Annotated in this window: 12 protein-coding genes; 3 read left to right on the top strand and 9 right to left on the bottom strand. The window is 48.8% G+C overall.

From position 1 onward, the window contains the following. Positions 1–359: 359 nt before the first annotated feature. The 4 genes from YC6258_RS13735 to ptsP all read right to left on the bottom strand — a co-directional run bounded on the left by YC6258_RS13735 (position 360) and on the right by ptsP (position 8,280). Positions 360–2,210: a sensor domain-containing diguanylate cyclase gene (locus YC6258_RS13735; protein WP_044617486.1), complete on the bottom strand. Its 1,851-nt coding sequence runs from the start codon at positions 2,208–2,210 to the stop codon at positions 360–362. A gap of 486 nt (positions 2,211–2,696) precedes the next feature. Continuing rightward, positions 2,697–4,454 (bottom strand): PTS fructose-like transporter subunit IIB, encoded by a 1,758-nt coding sequence (locus tag YC6258_RS13730; protein ID WP_044617485.1) that lies wholly within the window; start codon positions 4,452–4,454, stop codon positions 2,697–2,699. A gap of 9 nt (positions 4,455–4,463) precedes the next feature. Beyond that, positions 4,464–5,414: a 1-phosphofructokinase gene (gene pfkB / locus YC6258_RS13725; RefSeq protein ID WP_044617484.1), complete on the bottom strand. Its 951-nt coding sequence runs from the start codon at positions 5,412–5,414 to the stop codon at positions 4,464–4,466. After that, the gene (ptsP, locus tag YC6258_RS13720) at positions 5,407–8,280 is read right to left on the bottom strand and encodes a phosphoenolpyruvate--protein phosphotransferase (RefSeq protein ID WP_044617483.1); all 2,874 of its coding nucleotides are present in this window, start codon (positions 8,278–8,280) and stop codon (positions 5,407–5,409) included. The genes pfkB and ptsP overlap by 8 nt, the downstream gene beginning before the upstream one ends. A 290-nt stretch (positions 8,281–8,570) precedes the next feature. Here ptsP and cra point away from each other — a divergent pair, with 290 nt between their 5' ends. From cra to YC6258_RS13705, 3 genes are all read left to right on the top strand, one after another. Further along, positions 8,571–9,590, top strand: coding sequence for a catabolite repressor/activator (gene cra, locus YC6258_RS13715; protein WP_044617482.1), 1,020 nt, complete (start codon positions 8,571–8,573; stop codon positions 9,588–9,590). A gap of 124 nt (positions 9,591–9,714) precedes the next feature. Further along, positions 9,715–10,251, top strand: a complete 537-nt coding sequence (locus YC6258_RS13710; RefSeq protein ID WP_044617481.1) for a hypothetical protein — start codon at positions 9,715–9,717, stop codon at positions 10,249–10,251. 206 nt (positions 10,252–10,457) lie between these two features. After that, a complete protein-coding gene (locus YC6258_RS13705; protein WP_044617480.1) occupies positions 10,458–12,782 on the top strand; it encodes a M48 family metallopeptidase in 2,325 nt (774 codons plus the stop codon). A gap of 86 nt (positions 12,783–12,868) precedes the next feature. Here YC6258_RS13705 and YC6258_RS13700 read toward each other — a convergent pair whose 3' ends face one another. The 5 genes from YC6258_RS13700 to YC6258_RS13680 form a co-directional block, all read right to left on the bottom strand. After that, positions 12,869–14,098 (bottom strand): beta-ketoacyl synthase N-terminal-like domain-containing protein, encoded by a 1,230-nt coding sequence (locus tag YC6258_RS13700; RefSeq protein WP_044617479.1) that lies wholly within the window; start codon positions 14,096–14,098, stop codon positions 12,869–12,871. Between the two features lie 22 nt (positions 14,099–14,120). Continuing rightward, positions 14,121–14,360 (bottom strand): acyl carrier protein, encoded by a 240-nt coding sequence (locus YC6258_RS13695; RefSeq protein WP_044617478.1) that lies wholly within the window; start codon positions 14,358–14,360, stop codon positions 14,121–14,123. 16 nt (positions 14,361–14,376) lie between these two features. Then, entirely contained in the window at positions 14,377–15,615 is a 1,239-nt protein-coding gene (locus tag YC6258_RS13690; RefSeq protein WP_044617477.1) for a cytochrome P450, read from the bottom strand. A 64-nt stretch (positions 15,616–15,679) separates the two neighbouring features. Then, on the bottom strand, positions 15,680–18,031 hold the full coding sequence (locus YC6258_RS13685) for a S9 family peptidase (RefSeq protein WP_044617476.1): 2,352 nt from the start codon (positions 18,029–18,031) through the stop codon (positions 15,680–15,682). A 91-nt stretch (positions 18,032–18,122) separates the two neighbouring features. After that, complete coding sequence (locus YC6258_RS13680) at positions 18,123–19,604, bottom strand: carotenoid oxygenase family protein (protein ID WP_044617475.1); 1,482 nt, start codon at positions 19,602–19,604, stop codon at positions 18,123–18,125. Between the last annotated feature and the right edge of the window lies 1 nt (position 19,605).

Here is a 19,605-nt window from a genome sequence, read left to right as displayed (position 1 = left end):
GAGTGAAATCTTTATTAAAAGCTGACTAAACCTCTCTATTTAATTAGAACTCTAAGTATATTAACGTAGATCCAAGCAATAGCCAACCGCAATTACGGTATCAATCACTCAAAACGAGAAGCCGTACTTAACGGACAAAGAAGAATCCAGAATGGTTGAAAATGGGGTGATGCAATAACAAACAGAAAGGAACGACCAACAGACTAGCGGCAAAATCTCGATTTAAGAAAAACCCCACTAAGACATCAGCAGTATTTTCAGACCCACCGATACTTTACTGCCTGTTTAGTCTGACAACACGCAGAACAAAGAACTCCTGTCACGGAGCACAGAATGATGAACATCCGCTACACAGCACCTTATACGACACCTCCTTTTCGGGATCGCTTATCCTGGTACATACGCTGATCGGCAATATTCAACCATTCATCAAGACTGGCAACCGAATCCGTCAGAGAATGAATACCTATGGAAAGACTCAGTTCATACTCCAGCTCATCCTGAATACAGAGTTTTATACCATTTGCCAGAAAACGTTGACTGAAATCCGTCGCCTGTTCCAGCGTGGTATCTCTCAACAACAGAATAAACTCATCACCGCCGTAACGCCCAAGCACATCGGTAGCACGAATATTGGCCTTAATTTGCCGACTCAGGGCAACGAGCATCTGATCACCTGTCAGGTGGCCATGTTCATCATTAATATTTTTGAAATCATCAACATCGATAAAAATAAGACAAACCGGTGTTTTATAACGACGATAACGGTTAAATTCCTTACTAATCTCGAGATAAATCGCATTGCGATTAAGCACTCCTGTCAAGCCATCCACTTTTGAAGACGCCGAAAGCTCCTTGTACGCTTCTTTCAGTTTTTGCAAAGAATCATCCAGTTGAGCCTGCCGCAAGACCTCATCTGTTTTATCTATCACCGTAGATACGATATACAGCAATTTGCCATCTTCACCATATACACTAAAGCCGGATTCATGAACATAACGACAATCATCTTTATTTCGCAAAACCCGATAATCAATCTCCCAACGACCATTACCCTTCAGCTGTTTATGTCGTTTTACCCGGTCATAATCACCAGGATGTATCTTCTCATCAAAAACATCAGCACATTCATACAACTCATCCCGAGTCTGTCCCCAGATTTTTTCGTAACCATAATTCACGTACAGGATCTGATGCTTGTCGGGACTCAACATCCATATCGCCACAGTATCGGACAAAGAATCTACAATGGTTCGAAATTTTTGTTCTGACTGCCGCAACAGATATTCAGATTCTTTTTGCTTGCTGATATCTTCAATCACTACAACAAAATAATCGGGTCGTCCCTCATCCTGATATATCACGGCAACCGTCAAACTGATCCAGGCATAACTGCCATCTTTCAGCAATACTCTTTTTTCGTGGGTATAACGGTATGAACTGCCTGACAGCATCTGCTGAAACTTTCGCCGACTCTCATTCACATCTTCAGGATGAGTAATCTCAAAAAAGTCCATTCCCAGCAACTGCTTGCGCTCATAACCAAGAAACCTCAGCAACCAGTAATTTGCCAGTAAAAAACGACCGTCAAGACTGAGATGTGCCAGACCAACCGCGGCTTCGCTAAAAGTATCTATAAACTGTTTACGCGACAATTTTAGTAAATGCCGCTGACGATGGCTCTCGGTTGAATCATGAATAACAATTAAGGCATAGTGGCTATCATCAATATGAACATAGTTCAGGTACACATCAGCATCAAAATGCTTGCCCGAAAAAGTGCGCGCACGCACTGGCTGTTGCTTGCGGACATGGCCTTTGGATGTGAAGAACTGTTGCAAATACAACCGGTGATTTTCAACAAAAGGTTCGGCAATCAGACTTGCAATATTATGATCCTCAAGCCTCTTATCCCCAGCATCAAACAAACAATTGGCCGCAGGAGTGCTGGCAACAATGTCACCACTATCAGAAATCAACAGGACTGGATCTGGCAGCGAGGCAAACAATACTTCACTGTTCAAGTCCGAGATTTTTTTTTGAGAGCGCACTAACGTATTCTGAAAAAAGAATGTCACAGCCATCCACAGGCTAATAGCTGAAAGCAGAAATGGCGACCAGGAAAGCCATACCCCCAGCAGCAACAGGAACCACGTCCCCCACATTGCAGGCTTTCTCAATAGCAAATGATCGACTTTTCCCCAGCCCATAAGCCTCCTGAACAGATATACATCTGCATCGTTTTTTTTATTGTTTTGATGTGTTTTCCAGGATCCATGTGGAAAGATCAACCAGCGCAATAACTCAACTGGTAACCGGTTCCAATTTTGCCTGAGGCCCACCTGAAAACAAGTAAAACTTCCAGACAACTCAACAGGACATCTATTACCCCAGATCGTTTACCTACCAAATCAGGAATCTCCTTGGCACCCAACCATTCCTGGAGGCTTTTGATTTATAGCAGGTCGAACATTAGCAATACTAAAAATACGCGAGCGAATATACCAACATTATTGATTCAAATAAGGAAATACTTATATCCACGTTGTTTTAGATCAACACGAAAGTTGCCATAAACGCAGTTTTGAAAGGAAATGTGTTTTTATGTAAAAACGAGGGGAAACGCTGAAAAAGAACTCAATCACTCCCCCAATCACGCAAGTTGACCGGGGAGTGATCGAAACCAGTAAGTAGAGTTATCCTGCTACCGTGACGGCACCTTCGGTTGTACGTTTCAACAACAAATAGCCGACCGCGGTAATCACCGAACCGATGGCAATTGCACCGATGTACATACCTACATGTGTAATGGCATTGGGGATGAACAAGACAAAAATACCACCATGCGGCGCCAGCAATTCAGCGTGTATCAACATAGACAACGCACCAGTAATCGCACCACCAACCATACAAGCTGGAATCACACGAAGAGGATCTTTGGCAGCGAATGGAATGGCTCCTTCAGAGATGAAGCACAATCCCAGAACAAAAGAAGCTTTACCGGCTTCCTGCTCCTGAGCTGAAAAACGGTTTTTGCTGATAAACGTAGCGATTCCCATACCTATGGCAGGCACCATACCAGCAGCCATGATGGCAGCCATTGGCTCATATGTTTTGCTGGCCAGCAGCCCGACACCAAACGTGTATGCCGCTTTATTCACCGGTCCACCCAGGTCAAAGCACATCATTGCCCCAAGAATCACACCCAACAACACTGCATTGGCAGAACTCATGCCTTTAAGGAATTCTGTCATCGCATTCATAATGCTGGATACCGGACCACCGACGATATAAATCATAATCAGACCGGTCAGCAGAGTGGCAATCAATGGTACGATCAGAATTGGTTTCAATGCTTCCAGTGTTTTGGGCAGATCGATTTTATCCACCAGGAACTTGGCACTATAACCTGCAATAAAGCCGGCCAGGATACCTCCGAGAAAGCCTGAGCCGATACTGCTGGCCAACATACCACCCACCAGACCAGGAGCAAGTCCCGGACGGTCAGCAATTGAATAGGCGATATAACCCGCCAGTACCGGAATCATCAAAGCAAATGCAGAACCGCCACCGATCTTCATCAGAGCCGCAGCCAGAGTACCTTCCTGTTCGAAAGCCTTGATACCAAAAACGAAAGACAGAGCGATGATCAAACCACCTGCCACCACCACGGGTAACATAAAGGAAACACCGGTCATCAAATGTTTATACGCGCCGGTTTTCTCTTTTTTAAAGACTTTGACATCTTTATCTGCGGCAGACTTAGGTTGCAAAGTCACCGCAGCGGATTCAGTAATCGCACGCTCAATCACTTCTTTCGGTTTCTTCAGTGCATTACTGGTACTGGTACGATATACCCGTTTGCCAACAAAAGGAGCCGTATCAACTTCGATATCCACCGCCAGAATCACCAGATCAGCAGCTTCGATATCCGCATCCGTCAGGGTGTTTTTCGCACCCACTGAACCGCGGGTCTCCACTTTCATGACATGACCCATAGCGGTGCCGGCTTCATGCAATGCTTCTGCTGACATAAACGTATGTGCCACACCAGTCGGACATGCAGTGACAGCAATAATATTTAACGACCCGCTGGAGGTTTGCTGAGCAGGTGCAGATGCAGCGGCGCTGCCAGCGGCTGATCCAGATAAAGACGCCTGACGCTGAGCCTGCTGCAGCCACTCTTTGGGATTCTCAAGACAGTCAGCGACAGCCCCGCGATAGACATATTTCCCGGCAAAACGGCCCATCTCAACTGCGCCATCCGCGGCAACGACAACCAGATCAGCGGCTTGAATCTGACTGGCAGTCAGCATTTCGGTAGGCTGGACAGAGGAATGGATTTCCACGGTCACATCCCAATTCAGTTCAGCAGCGGCTTTTTTCAAGGCGGTAGCTGCCATAAAACTGGTGGTGGTACCACCTGGACATTGAGTCACTATTACTACGTTCATGAGCACTCCTTAACAGGAAAAAGAAAGAGGTTTAATAGACACCTGTTGTTTTAATTGGTCGAGTCTAAGGGGGGAGGTAATACCAACCCCAACCTGATTCACTGCCATTGCAGCGACCGCCGTTGCCAGTGTTAAGGTGTCGGCAACAGAAAAATTATTCATCAGCCCGTAACTGATACCGGCGACCAGACTGTCTCCGGCACCAACGGTACTGACAACATCCACTTTTGGGGGCAGCGCCTGCCAGGCCCCCTCACGGCTGTACCAACGCAAACCATTCTCACCATCCGATAACACCACATGGCGAATTTGTCGGTTCAACAATGATCGTACTGCTTCTTCCTGAAGCGCCTGAGTCGGCAGCGGCTTGCCGGCCCATTGTTCAAGTTCCTGAACATTCGGTTTAATGACTTCGGGAGCAGCTTCCACCGCCGCATGCAAGGCTTTACCACTGGTGTCGATCACCACTTTCTTTCCTCGCTCCCGAAGCAAATTGCAAATATGTCCGTAAGCGTCTGTCGCCAGACCTTTTGGCAAACTGCCACTAAGCACAAACCAATCGGCTTTTTCACAAAGTTGCAGTAATGTCCGCTGCAGTTGTTGCCAACTCGTTTCAGACACCACCAGACCAGGCAGGTTTACATCAGTTACGCGCCCACTGGTTTCGGATAACTTCACATTGATACGGGTAGCACCCTGCTCGTATTGATAATAGTTAACCATTTGATGTTCGACGAATAACGCATCAAATTTTTCACGATTATCTTGTCCCAGAACCCCTGTCACACAAACCTGTTCTCCCAGATCCCGCAGCACCATAGCGACATTGATGCCCTTGCCGGCGGCGCGGAGGCTGCCACGGTCTGCGAGGTTCACTTCACCCGCAATCAGCTCAGGCAACTGAACGGTCAGATCCAGCGCGGGATTCAGCGTCAGCGTGACCACAGGACGACTAGACATGATCCGCCTCCCTATTCACCGATAGCGCTCTGACGGCGGCACTGTTTTCAGCTGCCAGAGCCCGCTGAGCCAACTCTTTGGTTTGTGTCAGCGAGAACCCGCGAATATGGGCTTTCACTCTCGCCATTGCGCGCGTCGACATACTCAATTCGCGTACACCAAGACCCGTCAGAATCGCGGCTCCCAATGGATCGGAAGCCAGCTCACCACAGACCCCCACCCAGATACCATGCTGTTGAGCGGCACGGACAGTCGTATCAATCAAGCGCAATACCGCCGGATGAATGGAATCTGCCTGTCGGGATAATTCAGGATGACCACGGTCAATCGCCAGTGCGTACTGAGTCAGGTCATTGGTACCAACCGAGAAGAAATCCACTTCGCGGGCAAAAATGTCCGCCATCATCGCCGCAGAAGGCACCTCGATCATGATTCCCAGCTCAACCTGAGCATCCGGATAATCGGCAACCACCTGATCAAACAATGCTTTAATATCTCGCCACTCCTGAATATCCGTTACCATCGGGAACATGATACGCAGAGGCCGGCCAGCCGCTGCTCTCAACAATGCATGCAGCTGATGAATCAAAGTACGGGGATAACGGAGTGACAATCGAATGCCACGCAAACCAAGAAACGGATTTTCCTCTTCGTCCATCGGCATATATGGCAACGGCTTATCACCACCGATATCAAGAGTACGGACAATTAACGGCTTACCTTCACCCAGTCCATCAAGTACCCGGGCATACTCAGCCTGTTGTTGCTCAATGGTCGGTTCTTGCGGGTGATCCATATAAATGAACTCAGAACGAAACAACCCTACGCCTTCGCAACCAAGCTCAACGGCTTTTTCAACACCTTTGGCAGCAGTCAGATTGGCCATCACTTCGACATGGTGTCCATCAGTAGTGACCGCCGGTTCGAAACGGGTTTTGTAGGCTTCTTCATTCAGCTTCTGTTCGCGTGCCATAGTGGCCTTGGCAGCGGCGACGGTATCCGCATTGGGTGCAACCGTAAGCACTTTAGCCTCACAATCAACGATCACATCGGTACCATCGGTAATGGTCAACACTTTCGCACCACATCCCACCAGCAAAGGTATTCCCAGAGAACGGGCGAGAATGGCCGCATGAGAAGTGACACCACCGGCTGCGGTGACAACCGCTTTAACGCTGGCATCTAACTCACTGATTTCGGAAGGAGCAATTTCCTGGCAAACCAATACATGATCAGCTTCAATAGAGCCGGCGCTTTCCTGTCCGGTCAGTTTGCCAAGCACCCGGTTACCGACATCACGAATATCAATCGCACGTTCAGCCAACAACACTTCCTGACTTTGTTCCTGCAGGCTGGCCAGCGCTTCAAAACTTTGTTTCCATCCCCACTCTGCACTATCACCCTGAGCAATAAACTTCTCAGTTTCCTGCTTCATTTCAGGATCCAGCAACAGCTCCAGGTGCATGGAAATAATCTGGGCAAGTTCGGTGTTGGCGGTTTTATCAAGCTTGTTCTTGAGATCGACAGATACGGCCGATAGGGCTTTGTGGAAACGAACCAGCTCAGCTTCCGGTGATACCGCATGATGCTCAAACTGATAATCCGGCTCACTGACAACATAGGCCGGAGCGATGGCAACCCCAGGTGCGCCGGTCAGGCCATATACCTGATCTCCGGGTTTAACAGTCTCAACCACAGTTTCAGTTTTGGCTGGCTGATGAGGTTCTGAACTGATTCGTACAACCGGATCACCCAGTCCGCCTGCAATCGCTTTAGCAATCACTTCCAGAATACTGTCAGCCTTTGCATCATCCACCGTGATTTGCAAACGATGTCCCAGCTGTGCACCCAAACTAATCAGTTTGGTCACACTACGGGCAGATACAGCCGGGCTGTCACTATCGAGGTTTTCGATCCAGATTTCCGCGTCATATTGCTTGGCGATACGCGCCAGCGCAGCCGCCGGACGGGCGTGCAAACCATGAGCAATAGGTAGCGGACAAACAACCTGTTGACCAGCCAGGGACTGGGATATCAACAACCGGATGACATCCACCGAACGTTTGCACGCGGCCAGTTTTTTAAGACCGCCATCGAGTTTTAATTCAGTGAGTTTTTCCAGTAACGGTAAATGCTGATTATCATGAGTACTGATTGCGATCAGAGTGTTCAGACTTTCGCCGTAGAGACTGATAGTCTGCTCTGGCTGAACCACAGCCGCAGCACCGTTCTCAGCTTGAGAGGACACAGACAACACCCAGACGCCTTCACCCAGATAAAAAGGGTTACGGGCATAAACAGAGGCAAGTTCCTGCTGTGTCAGCGCTTTGGCATTCCACAAAACAGCCCCAGCCAGAGCAGTCAATTCAGTATAACTGTCAGCACCGGATTTCAGTCGTACCTGATTGGCAGTGAATACAAATGATCCAGCCAGAGCTTCGCCGCTCAAAATACGACGGACTTCATCGGCACTTTCAGTTGTATGCAGACGACGTGACAGTGCTTCGTCGGCAATTACATGTGTGAGCTGACGCAAAATAGTCAGGTGTTCATCGGACTTCGCTGCGATACCAACCGCGGTATAAACCACCTGACCATCTTCGCCCCACTTCACACCATTGGGAAAGCGAACCACCCGCAGACCTGTCTGCCTGACCAGATCTCTGGTCTCGATGGTTCCATGAGGAATGGCAATACCATTGCCCAGATAAGTAGAGGTCTGCTGCTCTCTATCCAACATGCCTTGTTGATATGCAGGCTCAACGAGGCCATCACCCACCATCCGCTCAGCAATTAGTGCAATGGCTTCCTGTTTATTTTCGGCGATAGCGGTTAATGTGATGTCCTGCGGAGTGAGTTTTAACATTGTTATACCCCTGGGGTTCTAGAGTTACTGCTTAACAGCCATCTGATGCGTTCAGTGCTGTTTTGATCTATCTTTATATTTTATTGCTAAATCGATTTTGCTAAATACTGAAAGGATTCAGCACAATAATCAAGCACTAGCGCACAAAAAAGTGTCAGAAACATTTTCTTTTATTGCCCTGGAGCAATATTTTTGTGCTTTTCATAAACTTCAGGGCTGGGACAGCTACGTCAGGTGATTTAGCATTATAGGTTACAGTTAACGTTTTATCGTTTTTTTGGGAGAAGGCTTTGAAGCTAGAAGAAATCGCCAAACTGGCTGGCGTATCAAAAGCAACGGTCAGCAGCGTACTCAATGGCAAAGCTACGAAATATCGTATTAGCGCCGAGACACAAGCCAGGGTTCTCGCCATTGTTGAACAATACGGTTATCAACCAAACTATTCTGCTGCGGCACTAAGGCGGGGCAGCAGCAATTCCATCGGATTTATTGTTCCTGATTTCGAAAACCGAAGTTATTTGCGAATTGCCAAACGGCTCGAAGCGCTGGCACGCAGTGCTGGATATCAACTGATCATCAGCAGCTCTGATGATAATCCCCAAACCGAGTTGCAGGCGGCTAAGGTACTTGTGGCCCGAGGGGTTGATGCTTTACTGGTATCATCCAGTCTTGATAACGACGCATCCGTATACCTGGATATTCTGAAACGGGGCACACCAGTCATCGCCCTTGACCGTCCACTGCCAGAGAATTTTTGCAACATCATCAGTGATGATCGTCAGGGTGCTTTTGAGCTGACCCGTTCATTGGCGCTTGACGACATCAGACACATCGCGTTGTTCGGAGCCATGAAGGATCTTCAGGTCAGCCGTCTGCGGGAACAGGGCTTCCTGGATGCAGCCAGACAATCACCCCATGTACGAGCACACTGCTTTTATGGCCCGCACTTTGACGCCGAAACAGGCGCGACATTACTACAACAGGCCCAGCAGCAACTGGGGCATCTGCCTGATGCCATCATCACAACATCGTTCAGTCTGCTGGAAGGCGTCATTGAAGGTCTGCAAACCCACCCGGACGGCAACCAGGTCTACACGGACAGTCCGATTCAGCTGGCGACGTTCGGTAACAGCCGGCTGCTTGACTTCCTGCCTCTGACGGTCAATTCCCTGCCCCAGCAATACGAACTGATTGCCGAGTCAGCGTGGAAACTGGCCAAGCAATCCATTGACCATCAGTATCAGCCGCAGCAAGTTGTAGTAAACAGAGTGTTAAGAAAACGCAACATTTTATCCGGCATCGAATATTGATAAAGGCAACAAGGGCAATTAATATCGCCAACTCGATCACAGAGCGCCCTCGGTGGATGCTCTTTTTTTAAAACGGTGTTGTCCTCAAACAGTGCCGAATTGCCCTTCCAACAAGGAATTGTATATGCCCTTTCGCTATGCCATTTTTGCGCTTCTGTTAGCGTTACTTACAGGTTGTAACAGTGTCCCCATGCAACCGGATGCTGAAGCTGGTCGCCTCATGATTGCCGGCAAACTGATTCATACGGAATACAGTAGCGGACCATGGTGGAACTATCGGTTTCGGGTACGTAATCTTGAATCCGGTGAAACATACGCACTGCGTTACGTCGTCAAACGCAACATGACACACATGCTCTCTCAGCCACTGGCACCAGGAAACTATGAGCTTTATGACTGGGATGCATCAGCCAAGAAATACACAGTCATTCATGACTACGACATCAGTGGCAACTTTGAAATCATGCCGGGCGCCATTACGCTTTACCCTGGCAAAGTAACAACCACCGTAAACAGCGATACCCAGTTCTTTAATATGACGGCCATCGAAGAGAATGAACTCCAGCCAACCCTGGATGAAATCGCTGCCGGTTATCCAGAGTTAAACCTGTGGAAGGTCTATCTGCTGGATCACCGCTGGCCAATCATGAATGTAGAGTAAAAAAACATACCCGAACGTTCTGGCAGCCTGGTTTCAGGTTGCCATATTTTCCCCGACTGCCCGCTTCCCATCTCACATATTTTCCCCCTCAAACATCGCCCGAAACAAAAATGAGCAGTATCATTGCCCGGTCATATTTTTAGCCCAATAATACGGCCGGTTGTTTATCCAACTATGCAAGGAACGTTTTACCAAGGAGATTGTTCATGACCATACCCCATTTATATCCGTCCAGCCCCAAAGATATACCCAATGACCTGACCCGCCCCAGCGGCTCATACCGACGCCAGGCATGGCTTGCAGTGCTGGGCCTGATGGTCTTTATGACTGCTTACATCGCCCTCGCCTTATGCTTTGGCACTATCGCCTTTACCACCTTGACGTATATGAGCTACAGGGGGTTCGACTTCTTTCACCTGATCATCCTGGTATGTTCAGGCCTGCTGACACTGTTCATGGTGAAATCGCTGTTCAGCGTTCATAAAACTGCGGATCCACAGGGTATAGAGATCACTGAACAGCAACAGCCGGATTTATTTGCATTTATTCATTGCCTGGCTGACGAAATAGGCGCTCCCAGGCCTCATCGGGTCTTTCTGACCCCGGAAGTCAACGCAGCGGTATTTTACGACCTGTCCTTCAAGAACCTGCTGTTTCCATCCCGCAAGAACCTGATTATCGGCATGGGCCTGGTCAATGTTCTGTCCCTGGGCGAGTTCAAAGCAGTGCTGGCCCATGAATTTGGTCACTTTGCGCAACGTTCCATGCTGGTGGGACGCTGGGTCTATATCGCCCAGCAGATCATCGGACATATGATTAATACCCGTGACTGGCTTGATAATCTGGTGCGATTTGTCAGCCGGATAGACATTCGAATTGCCTGGGTTGGCTGGTTATTGTCGCTGTTGCTTTGGTCAATCCGCTCTCTGGCTGACAGCCTTTTTCGCCTCGTGGTCATCGCCGAACGGGCACTGAGTCGGGAAATGGAATTCAATGCAGATCTGGTCGCGGTTTCTGTCAGTGGCAGTGATGCACTCATTCATGCCCTGCACAAACTTCAGGCTGCTGATCATGCCTGGAGCAGCGCGCTCAACATCATGCACTCTGAAGCGGGTAATGGAAAACGTCTTGATGATATCTTCGTCACCCAACACAACATCATGACCGCCATGCGCAACGTACTGGATGACCCTGACTATGGAATTCCTTCTGCTCCAGACAAGCAGGATGAAGCAGCCAGACATCGGATTTTCAGTCAGGAAATGGCCAGACCGCCACAAATGTGGGCCACCCACCCTGCCAACCGGGATCGTGAAGACAACGCCAAAAACCGGTACGTCTCCAGCACCATCGACCCGCGCTCTGCCTGGGAGTTATTTCAAAATCCCGACGCATTGAGAGCAGATATCACAACGGGGTTTTATCAAGCCGATAAACTGAGTGAACTGGAGCCTGTGGCCGGGCAGGAAGCGGTCACCAAACGTTTTGAACGCCAGTCCTTACACCCTCAATATCGTGGTAACTATCTTAACCGGGAAGCCATGCGCAACTTCAGTTCCATCGAAGAACTGCTCCAGGCGGGTACCGTATCGGATAACGTGGCGGATGCATTGGGCCAACTGTTCCCCACCTCTCTCAAACAACAACTGGCCGCCGCCCGCAACCTCGATACCGAAATTGAGACCTTTCAGGCTCTTGAACGCGGCGACCTTAAACCTTCCGGCGGAGTCATTCGATACCGGAATAAAGAAATAAACAAAGCGGAAATTCCACAGGTTCTGGAACAACTCGCCCGGGAACGCGAACAGATTATCCAGGGACTGAAGCATCATGATGCCAGCTGCCACCGGACATATCTGAAACTGGCCGAACAACGCGGAAAAGCGTGGCATGACCACCTTCGGGGACTCTTGGAACTATTGCACTGCTGTGAACACCTGGCCGCAGTGGTACGCAATGAACAGAACCTGCTGACCAACACCTGGGCAGTCATTACCGCGGATGGCCAGATCGGTCATTTCGAAAAGAAACGGATGCTGAAAGTGGCCGGTGCGATTCAAACCCGTATGCGCGAAGTCTCTGATGTCATGCTGGCCCTGCAACTCACCGATCACGCCCTGGAAGACCTGGGAGTGGAAAACTGGCATGAACAATGTCCCCAACTTGGACTGGTGGACGTGGATGCCAAGAACTGGGGTGAATGGTGCCCGGCCGCCCATGAACGCATGAATATCATGGCGGGGATTCTGGAATATCTGCGTAATTTGTTTCTCGAGGATCTGGTCTGTGCCGAACAGATGCTGGCTGACTCACTGGAACATCCGGATGCACTGCCAACCGCCCCGAGAGCGGGTAAGGCACCGGCACAGTACCCCGTACTGCTACCCGGACAGGAACATCCCCTGCAATACAAACTGGACCTCTGGAATCGATTCCAGCTGGCCCATGGCCTGATACCTTCTCTGCTCCGTCTCACAGTTACCTGTGCCATCATTGGCGGAACACTTTATTTTGGCTGGATATTGATTTGATCCATGCAGACAGAAGACCATCGAAACCGATGGTCTTCTGGATTCTGTCTCAGAAACCGATGGACTTCTGAACAGCAGACCAATCGTCAAACTTCAACACATACAGCCGTGTTCATACCACCAAACCCCATACTCATGTTCAAGCCGTACCGAACATGGCCGCCCTCTCTCGTAAACAACCAATTGAAATCCTGATCAATCGGCTCTTCAAGATTGCGACAAGGATGAAAATTTCCGTCTTTCAGCTGCAATATCGTGGTGACCAGCTCAACCATTCCTGCGGATGACAATCCATGGCCCAATAGTGATTTAGTGGTGTTGATTTTTGCCGCCTCCAATCCGAAATGTTTCAATGCTGCCAACTCGGTTTCATCACCAACGACAGAACCCGTACCATGGGGATTCACATAGCCAATCTGCTGCCCACTCAAACCTGCCATCTCCAGCGCGCCGACAATGGCACGGCATTCCCCGGTTAATGACGGATCGGGATTGCGATTCCCATCCATACAAACACTATATCCCGCCACTCTGGCATGTATGGCCTTTTGCCGTTTCCGGGCACTGGCTTCACTTTCCACCACAACAGCACCACAGGACTCACCATAAATAAAACCATCATGGTGACGATCAAATGGACGACAGGCCTGATCAGGATGATGTTCATATCGAGTGGATCCCATCGCGCCGATGGCCCGGAATGCCTGGCATTCCCAGTACGAAACATCCATCAGTGCCCCTAGCGCAATACATACATCAACATCACCATGCTTTACGGCATCGACTGCTTTTATCGCCGCCAACTGACCACTGGCAGATGCTCCACCCACGGTATGCACCGGACCTCTTATATTAAAGTGCTCAGAACAAATACCGCTCAGGTCAGTGTCCATAAAAGACAATGCATAGGTCGGGGTCAAAAATGCTTCACGGTCGCGATAACGTTTATGCAGATTGACCAGATGCCGCTGCTGAATATTGGAACCACCAATGATTAAACCTATTCTGGCAGGATCTACATCGACAAGCCCGGCCTCCCGCCAGGCTTCATCCAATACCGTGAGCGCCGTCAGACCGGAAAACGATGCCGTTCTTCGAATACTGGCCGACACCTTCTCCGGAATCTCCAGTTCAGGCATTTCCGCGCCAATAAAACGGTCGCCTGCCGGGGATATACGTCCTTCTCTCTGCAAGTAAGAAAAATTGCTTTTACCAGCCAAAAGCGCTTCCAGCACATTTGACGTTCCCTGCCCCAGCGAAGTACACAATCCCAATCCGGTAATCACCGGACAACCATCATTCATCGTCAGACTCATAACATTTTTCCGGTCTTTGACATCACATGTTTTCCCTGATAACCGTCGCCAGCTCACCGAGATTCTGAGCACTGGACAATTTAAGCAGGGAAAGATTCAGAGACAACTCTTCAAGGGTTAACATAATAATTTCAGAGCGATCAACAGAGTTGGCACCCAGTTCACGCATTGAATCATCCAATGAAAAGATATGATCCTGAAGCGATGGAACGACTTCTTTTGTGTACTTCACCAGAATTTCAAAAATTTCATTAACAGACATATATTTCACTCCAGGTTTAGTTGATTTTTACAAAAATTTCCCGATATCCGCCAAAACCACCAATGGCTTTGCGTTTCGGTTTTTCATCGACCAGTTTTGCATTTGGAAACTCATCAAAGAATCGCTTAAATGCTATCTTGGACTCTATTCTCGCCAGCGGCGCACCCACGCAATAATGCGCACCACCACCGAAAGAAAGGTGTGCAGGTTCATCACGATGAATATTGAATTGATGAGGACAGCTGTATACCTCCGGGTCATGATTGGCTCCTGCCAGACTGATGGCCAGAGTTTGTCCTTGTTCGAGATGAACATCTTTCAATTGACAGGCATTTCTGTTGTATCGAGGAATTTCCGTTGCAGGTGAGTCATATCTGAGTATTTCTTCAATGGCTGCATCATATAACTCTGGATTTTCCTGCACCTCTTTCAATTGTTCAGGATGCTGCAAAAAAGCAACCAGACCATTACCCAGAAGATCCGTTGTGGTTACTTTTCCGGCAATGACCATCAGCACACAATTATCAACGATATCCTTGTCGGTAATCGGATTCTTCTCCTCTTCCGTCAGCAGACTGATCAGATCTTCCTTTGGGTTTTCCCGTTTTTCAGCAACCACTTTGTGGAAAAACGCTTCCAATCCCTCTTTAGCAGCGCCTGCTTTTTCGATGACATTTTCTGACTCCCGCTCAATAAAAACCTGAGTCAAATCTTCAGCATATTGTTTAAACTCCACCAAATCCCTGGCTTCTATACCCAGCAGTGCTGCCATAAAATTAGTGGACATGGGCACCGCGAATTCACTGATAAAATCAAATTCCTCTTTATTTCTTATGTGCTCAATCTCGCGATCAATGGCTTCTTCTATCTTGGGTATCAACAGCTTTAGCTTACCCGGTGTAAACATTCTGGAAACCGGTGCGCGCACCCGTTTGTGTTCCGGACCATCGATATCAAACATACCCCACTTACCAATCATGGGTGCGACATCTTTTCCCCAGGTTCCTTCCGCCGCATTCTCCTCCCAGTCACGACGGAAATTTTCCCGGTCTTTCAATACACCGTCTGCAACTGCGTGATCACTGATAAACCAACGTTTAAATTCGCCATCCTCTAACACCGGTACCGTTTTTCGAATGTAATCCAGTACTTCATCGGTATTCTCACGAAAAACCTCATCTTCAGAACTTAATGCCAGTCCCTGCAACGGTTTACCGTTATAGGTAATATCAGAATTTGATGTTTTTTTGGTCATAGTTATCTAGCCCTAGTGAATTCCTAAATTAAGTTATCGTCATATCGGTTACGGATGAGCAACCTCATCCAGGCACCGTACTGCCGTTATCAGCGTTCAGCTTTTCGGCTTCAGCCATGGCCGCCAATTGCATCCAGAATACGGATAATTCAAACTCATGAGGCGGCTCCTCATTTGCCAGATGCCTGACCAGGTAGTCCCAGCTACGGCGCACCGCATAAGGAGAAACCACATGGCTGTCACCCGGCAGGATCAGCATGTCGACATCCTTGTTGGCTTTTTTAAACGCTTCAATCATCCGGAAGGTCATGGTCACCGGAATCGGCGCGTCACACATACCCGCGACCAGCAACAGTTTTCCCTTCAATTGATGAGCAAAGTCTTCCAATTGAGGATAATTATCCTCACCCGTCATCCCGACTGAACCCATAATCCGCCAGTTGGCATATGAATTACGGGTAACGCCCACTCGATAAAAATCCGGATACAGCAACATACCCGCCAGCGCTGTCGGCACCGGGCTGGTTTCCACAACACCAATACGTTGCGGATCAATGTAGTTATACTGATCCATCAGTTGCCGGATACCTGCGACACAATCGGCCTTGTTATAACGGACAAACAGGTGACTATGAGGCAATACCGGATCCTGGTGGTCATTGAATCGACTGTCTCGCAAACCATCATTGCCTCGATTGTTAAACATGACGGTAATAAATCCGAGTTCTGCATAGGCAGCCGCTGACAGATACATCCAGCTGCCAAGGGTATTATTGGAAAATGAACCGATCGGGGCGGAAAAAAAGTAGCTACAGTCCAGGATGGGATAGCGTTTGTCCGGGGAAAAATCCGACGGCCTGAAGATCACACCATAAATATCCGTTTCACCATCATCGGCTTTCAACATCACAGGTTCGGGCCATTGCCAGTTTTCCGGCAAACCGGAAACATCGGCGGTTTCCAGCAGACATAACGTTTGACCTTCGCGATCCAGCAACAGGGTGACAGGCACCTGATCAACGCGAGAACGGGTTGTCACAATAAAATCACCGTTAGCTGACACACCATTGCAGAGTCCGGAGATTGTGTCACGCCCATCACACACTACGTATTCGTGATCCGTCGACAGCAGTTCTGTCAGTTCGCCGCTATCGATATTGACCCGACAGATATCACGATAATAGGGATTACGACCAGGAACACGGCCAGCCGTCTGAATGATCAATTCACGCCGTATCGCATCAAACCGGGTCGCATTGCGAACCATCCAATTCCCCTGAGTAATTGGATGTTTCAGCTGCCCGGTATTCAAATCATAAAGATATAAATGCGCCCAACCGCTGGAATAGGAATACCAGATCAGTTCGTCCGTCTGCGGTAAAGGGATATACAGGGTTTTAAAATGCGAGCCGGTGGGAATCATAACGACACGGGCCTGAGAGTGCTCTTCAATCAGAACTCTGGTTGCCCCGGTCCGGGTATTGAATTCAACCAGCCGGCCGGTTTTACCTCCCCGTGCCAGTTCGGTGAAATACGCGCGCTCACCGTCCTGATGCCACCATCCGCGATAACCGCTGAAGTAACCGATATAGTGTGGATAGTAAACCGGGCAACCATGATAATCCGCCCATGTTATCTCGCCTGTCACAACTTCAATCGATAGAAACTGCCAGCACTCCACCTGCTCATCATCGGCAAATGCGACACGGCGATCCGGGCTCAGGATTTTAGGCTTCAGGCTGCCATCTGCAGGCACATAATCGATCAACGGCAAGCCCGTATTGAGCGCCCGATTATCAATCACATGAGTAAAAATCCGTCGCGAGTCAGGAGACCACAATGCCTCTACCGACGGTGCTTCAGGCAATCCATATACACTGGTACTGGAACTGTAGACCCGATGCTTCTGCCCATCCTGGGTCAATATCCTTTCATTACCAGTCATCAGATCTTTTAACCAGAGATTGCCATCTCTCAGAAAGACCGCCTTGCGGCCATCCGGAGACACCACCCAACCGGCAGCAGGATGACTGTCCAGTGCTTCACAGGTCTGGTGTTCGTCGCAATACCGCCAGTAGCGATTGAAAGCATTGAAGGTTACCGTCACCGGATGCAGAGTGATCTCTATCAGGTTGATTGGCAGATTATCGGCATCCACCGTTTCCTCCGTCTGAGCGCTCAACGAATCAGCCAGAGCCTGATGATCAAATGCCATCTCGTTACTGACAGTCAGCGAGTTGACAAGGCGAAACTGATAACCGGTTTTACTGTCTCTCTTGTACCAGAAATATTCCGTATCATTGATCCAGTTCGGTAACACGGTCGTATTGAATGCGACATTTTTGGTCAAAAATCCATTTTCCAACACCTGAGCGCGCTCATAACGCTTTCTCATGTCCGCTTCAGTTTGAGTCATATCATGTCCTTGCTTACTAAAAAGGTGTTTAAAATAAATACACCTTGTTTCAAACCGTATGCAGCACAGATGCCGCATACGAGCTACTCATTTACCAGATATTTGAGTCGTATTGTCGGATTGTCGGACCATCCCCCCAGGCAGCATGAGTACCGCTGCAGATGCGATGAGGCAGAATAATGCGACATATCGGACCGCTCTCAACATCCATGGCATCTATCAGAATGCACTCAGAACGGTCTTCTTTCATATCGGTCACAAAGGTAACCAGATAACCATCATCTTCACTGGTGGCATTTTTTCTGGGAATAAATGGAGCTTCTCCACCGTAACGCTGATCGCCATACAGCATCTGCCAGGTTTGTCCGGTTTCGAGATCGTGTTTAACGATACCGGAAAACAAGAACCAGCCCGGTTTTAAAATGGAGGAATAACCATAACGCGTCTTTCTGCCAGCGTAGGTCTGATTGAAGGTGCCAAATTCAAGGTAACGATCATCCAGGTCATATTCTTTGACGGCACCGGTTTTCAGATTAAAGTGCCAGCGATGCAGTTTTGACTGAAAAGAGTGACTGTCGATATTCGCCAGAAATTTTCCGGCTTCCGGTGGATATCCCGCCAATGGCAGCGGATCCGGATTACCCTGATAGTAGCCTTCAAGAATGATTTCATCGCCTTCCTCGTAAGCATTCATCCAATGCCAGACGTGTGTCGCTTCTGCCTCAAACCAGCGCACCTCACTGGCATCGCCATAACGGGGAATGATGGCAAAACGACTCGGCATATCCTGGAAAAACTTCAGCTGACGTTGACCGTGTTTGAGCAGCTCCGGATCCCAGAACAATGGAAAGTCATTATGGATGGAATAATGCTCGGTAAAGGCCATGTCGTGTGGCATTCGTGGCCCAGGTAACGGAATGGCGGTGTAATGAATCAGTCTGTTGTATTTATCGGCAACACCATAGTGATAGTAGGGCGCATGCTGGGAATAGTTAAAAAACAGCAGCTCACCGGTACGCTCATCCACTTTACAATGGGCAGAAATGCCGTCAATCGGTGCCCAACTGAGAGCACCCTGCTGATCCATGGTATTGGCATCGAGGCGGTAGCCTTCACCACATTGCCAGAAAGTGGACAGCAAACCACCGGCATGTACCACCACATCTGTTGATGAAGCATCCTTGTTGTATCCCTGCTCTCCCCAGCCTGAACGCTTGGACATGTCCGGGGTATTGAGTATGCCGGCCCAGAGAGATTCTCCCGCTTCCTGTTCGGCATTGAACGCTTTAGTGCGCACAAAGCGATTACGATAACGGGCCGTTCCGTCTTTAAATGTCATGGTATGCAGCATGGAATCACCATCAAACGGGTGATAAAAACCAATCGGTTCGTGAACCGGATTCTCGGTATTGCGGACATAAATGCCATCGATGTCATGAGGAATTTCACCAATCACCTCCATGTCACACGCATCGAGTTCCACAAAGTTGGGGGTCCAGGGTCCTCGCAAATAAGGATGATTTGTGTTCTTCAGAGTATGTTTGATTTCGTTTTGCCAGAGGATTTTCGTCATA

Source organism: Gynuella sunshinyii YC6258 (assembly GCF_000940805.1).
GTDB classification, from domain to species: Bacteria; Pseudomonadota; Gammaproteobacteria; order Pseudomonadales; family Natronospirillaceae; genus Gynuella; species Gynuella sunshinyii.
The sequence above is the reverse complement of the archived record's forward strand: the minus strand, read 5'-3'. Positions and strand labels throughout refer to the sequence as shown.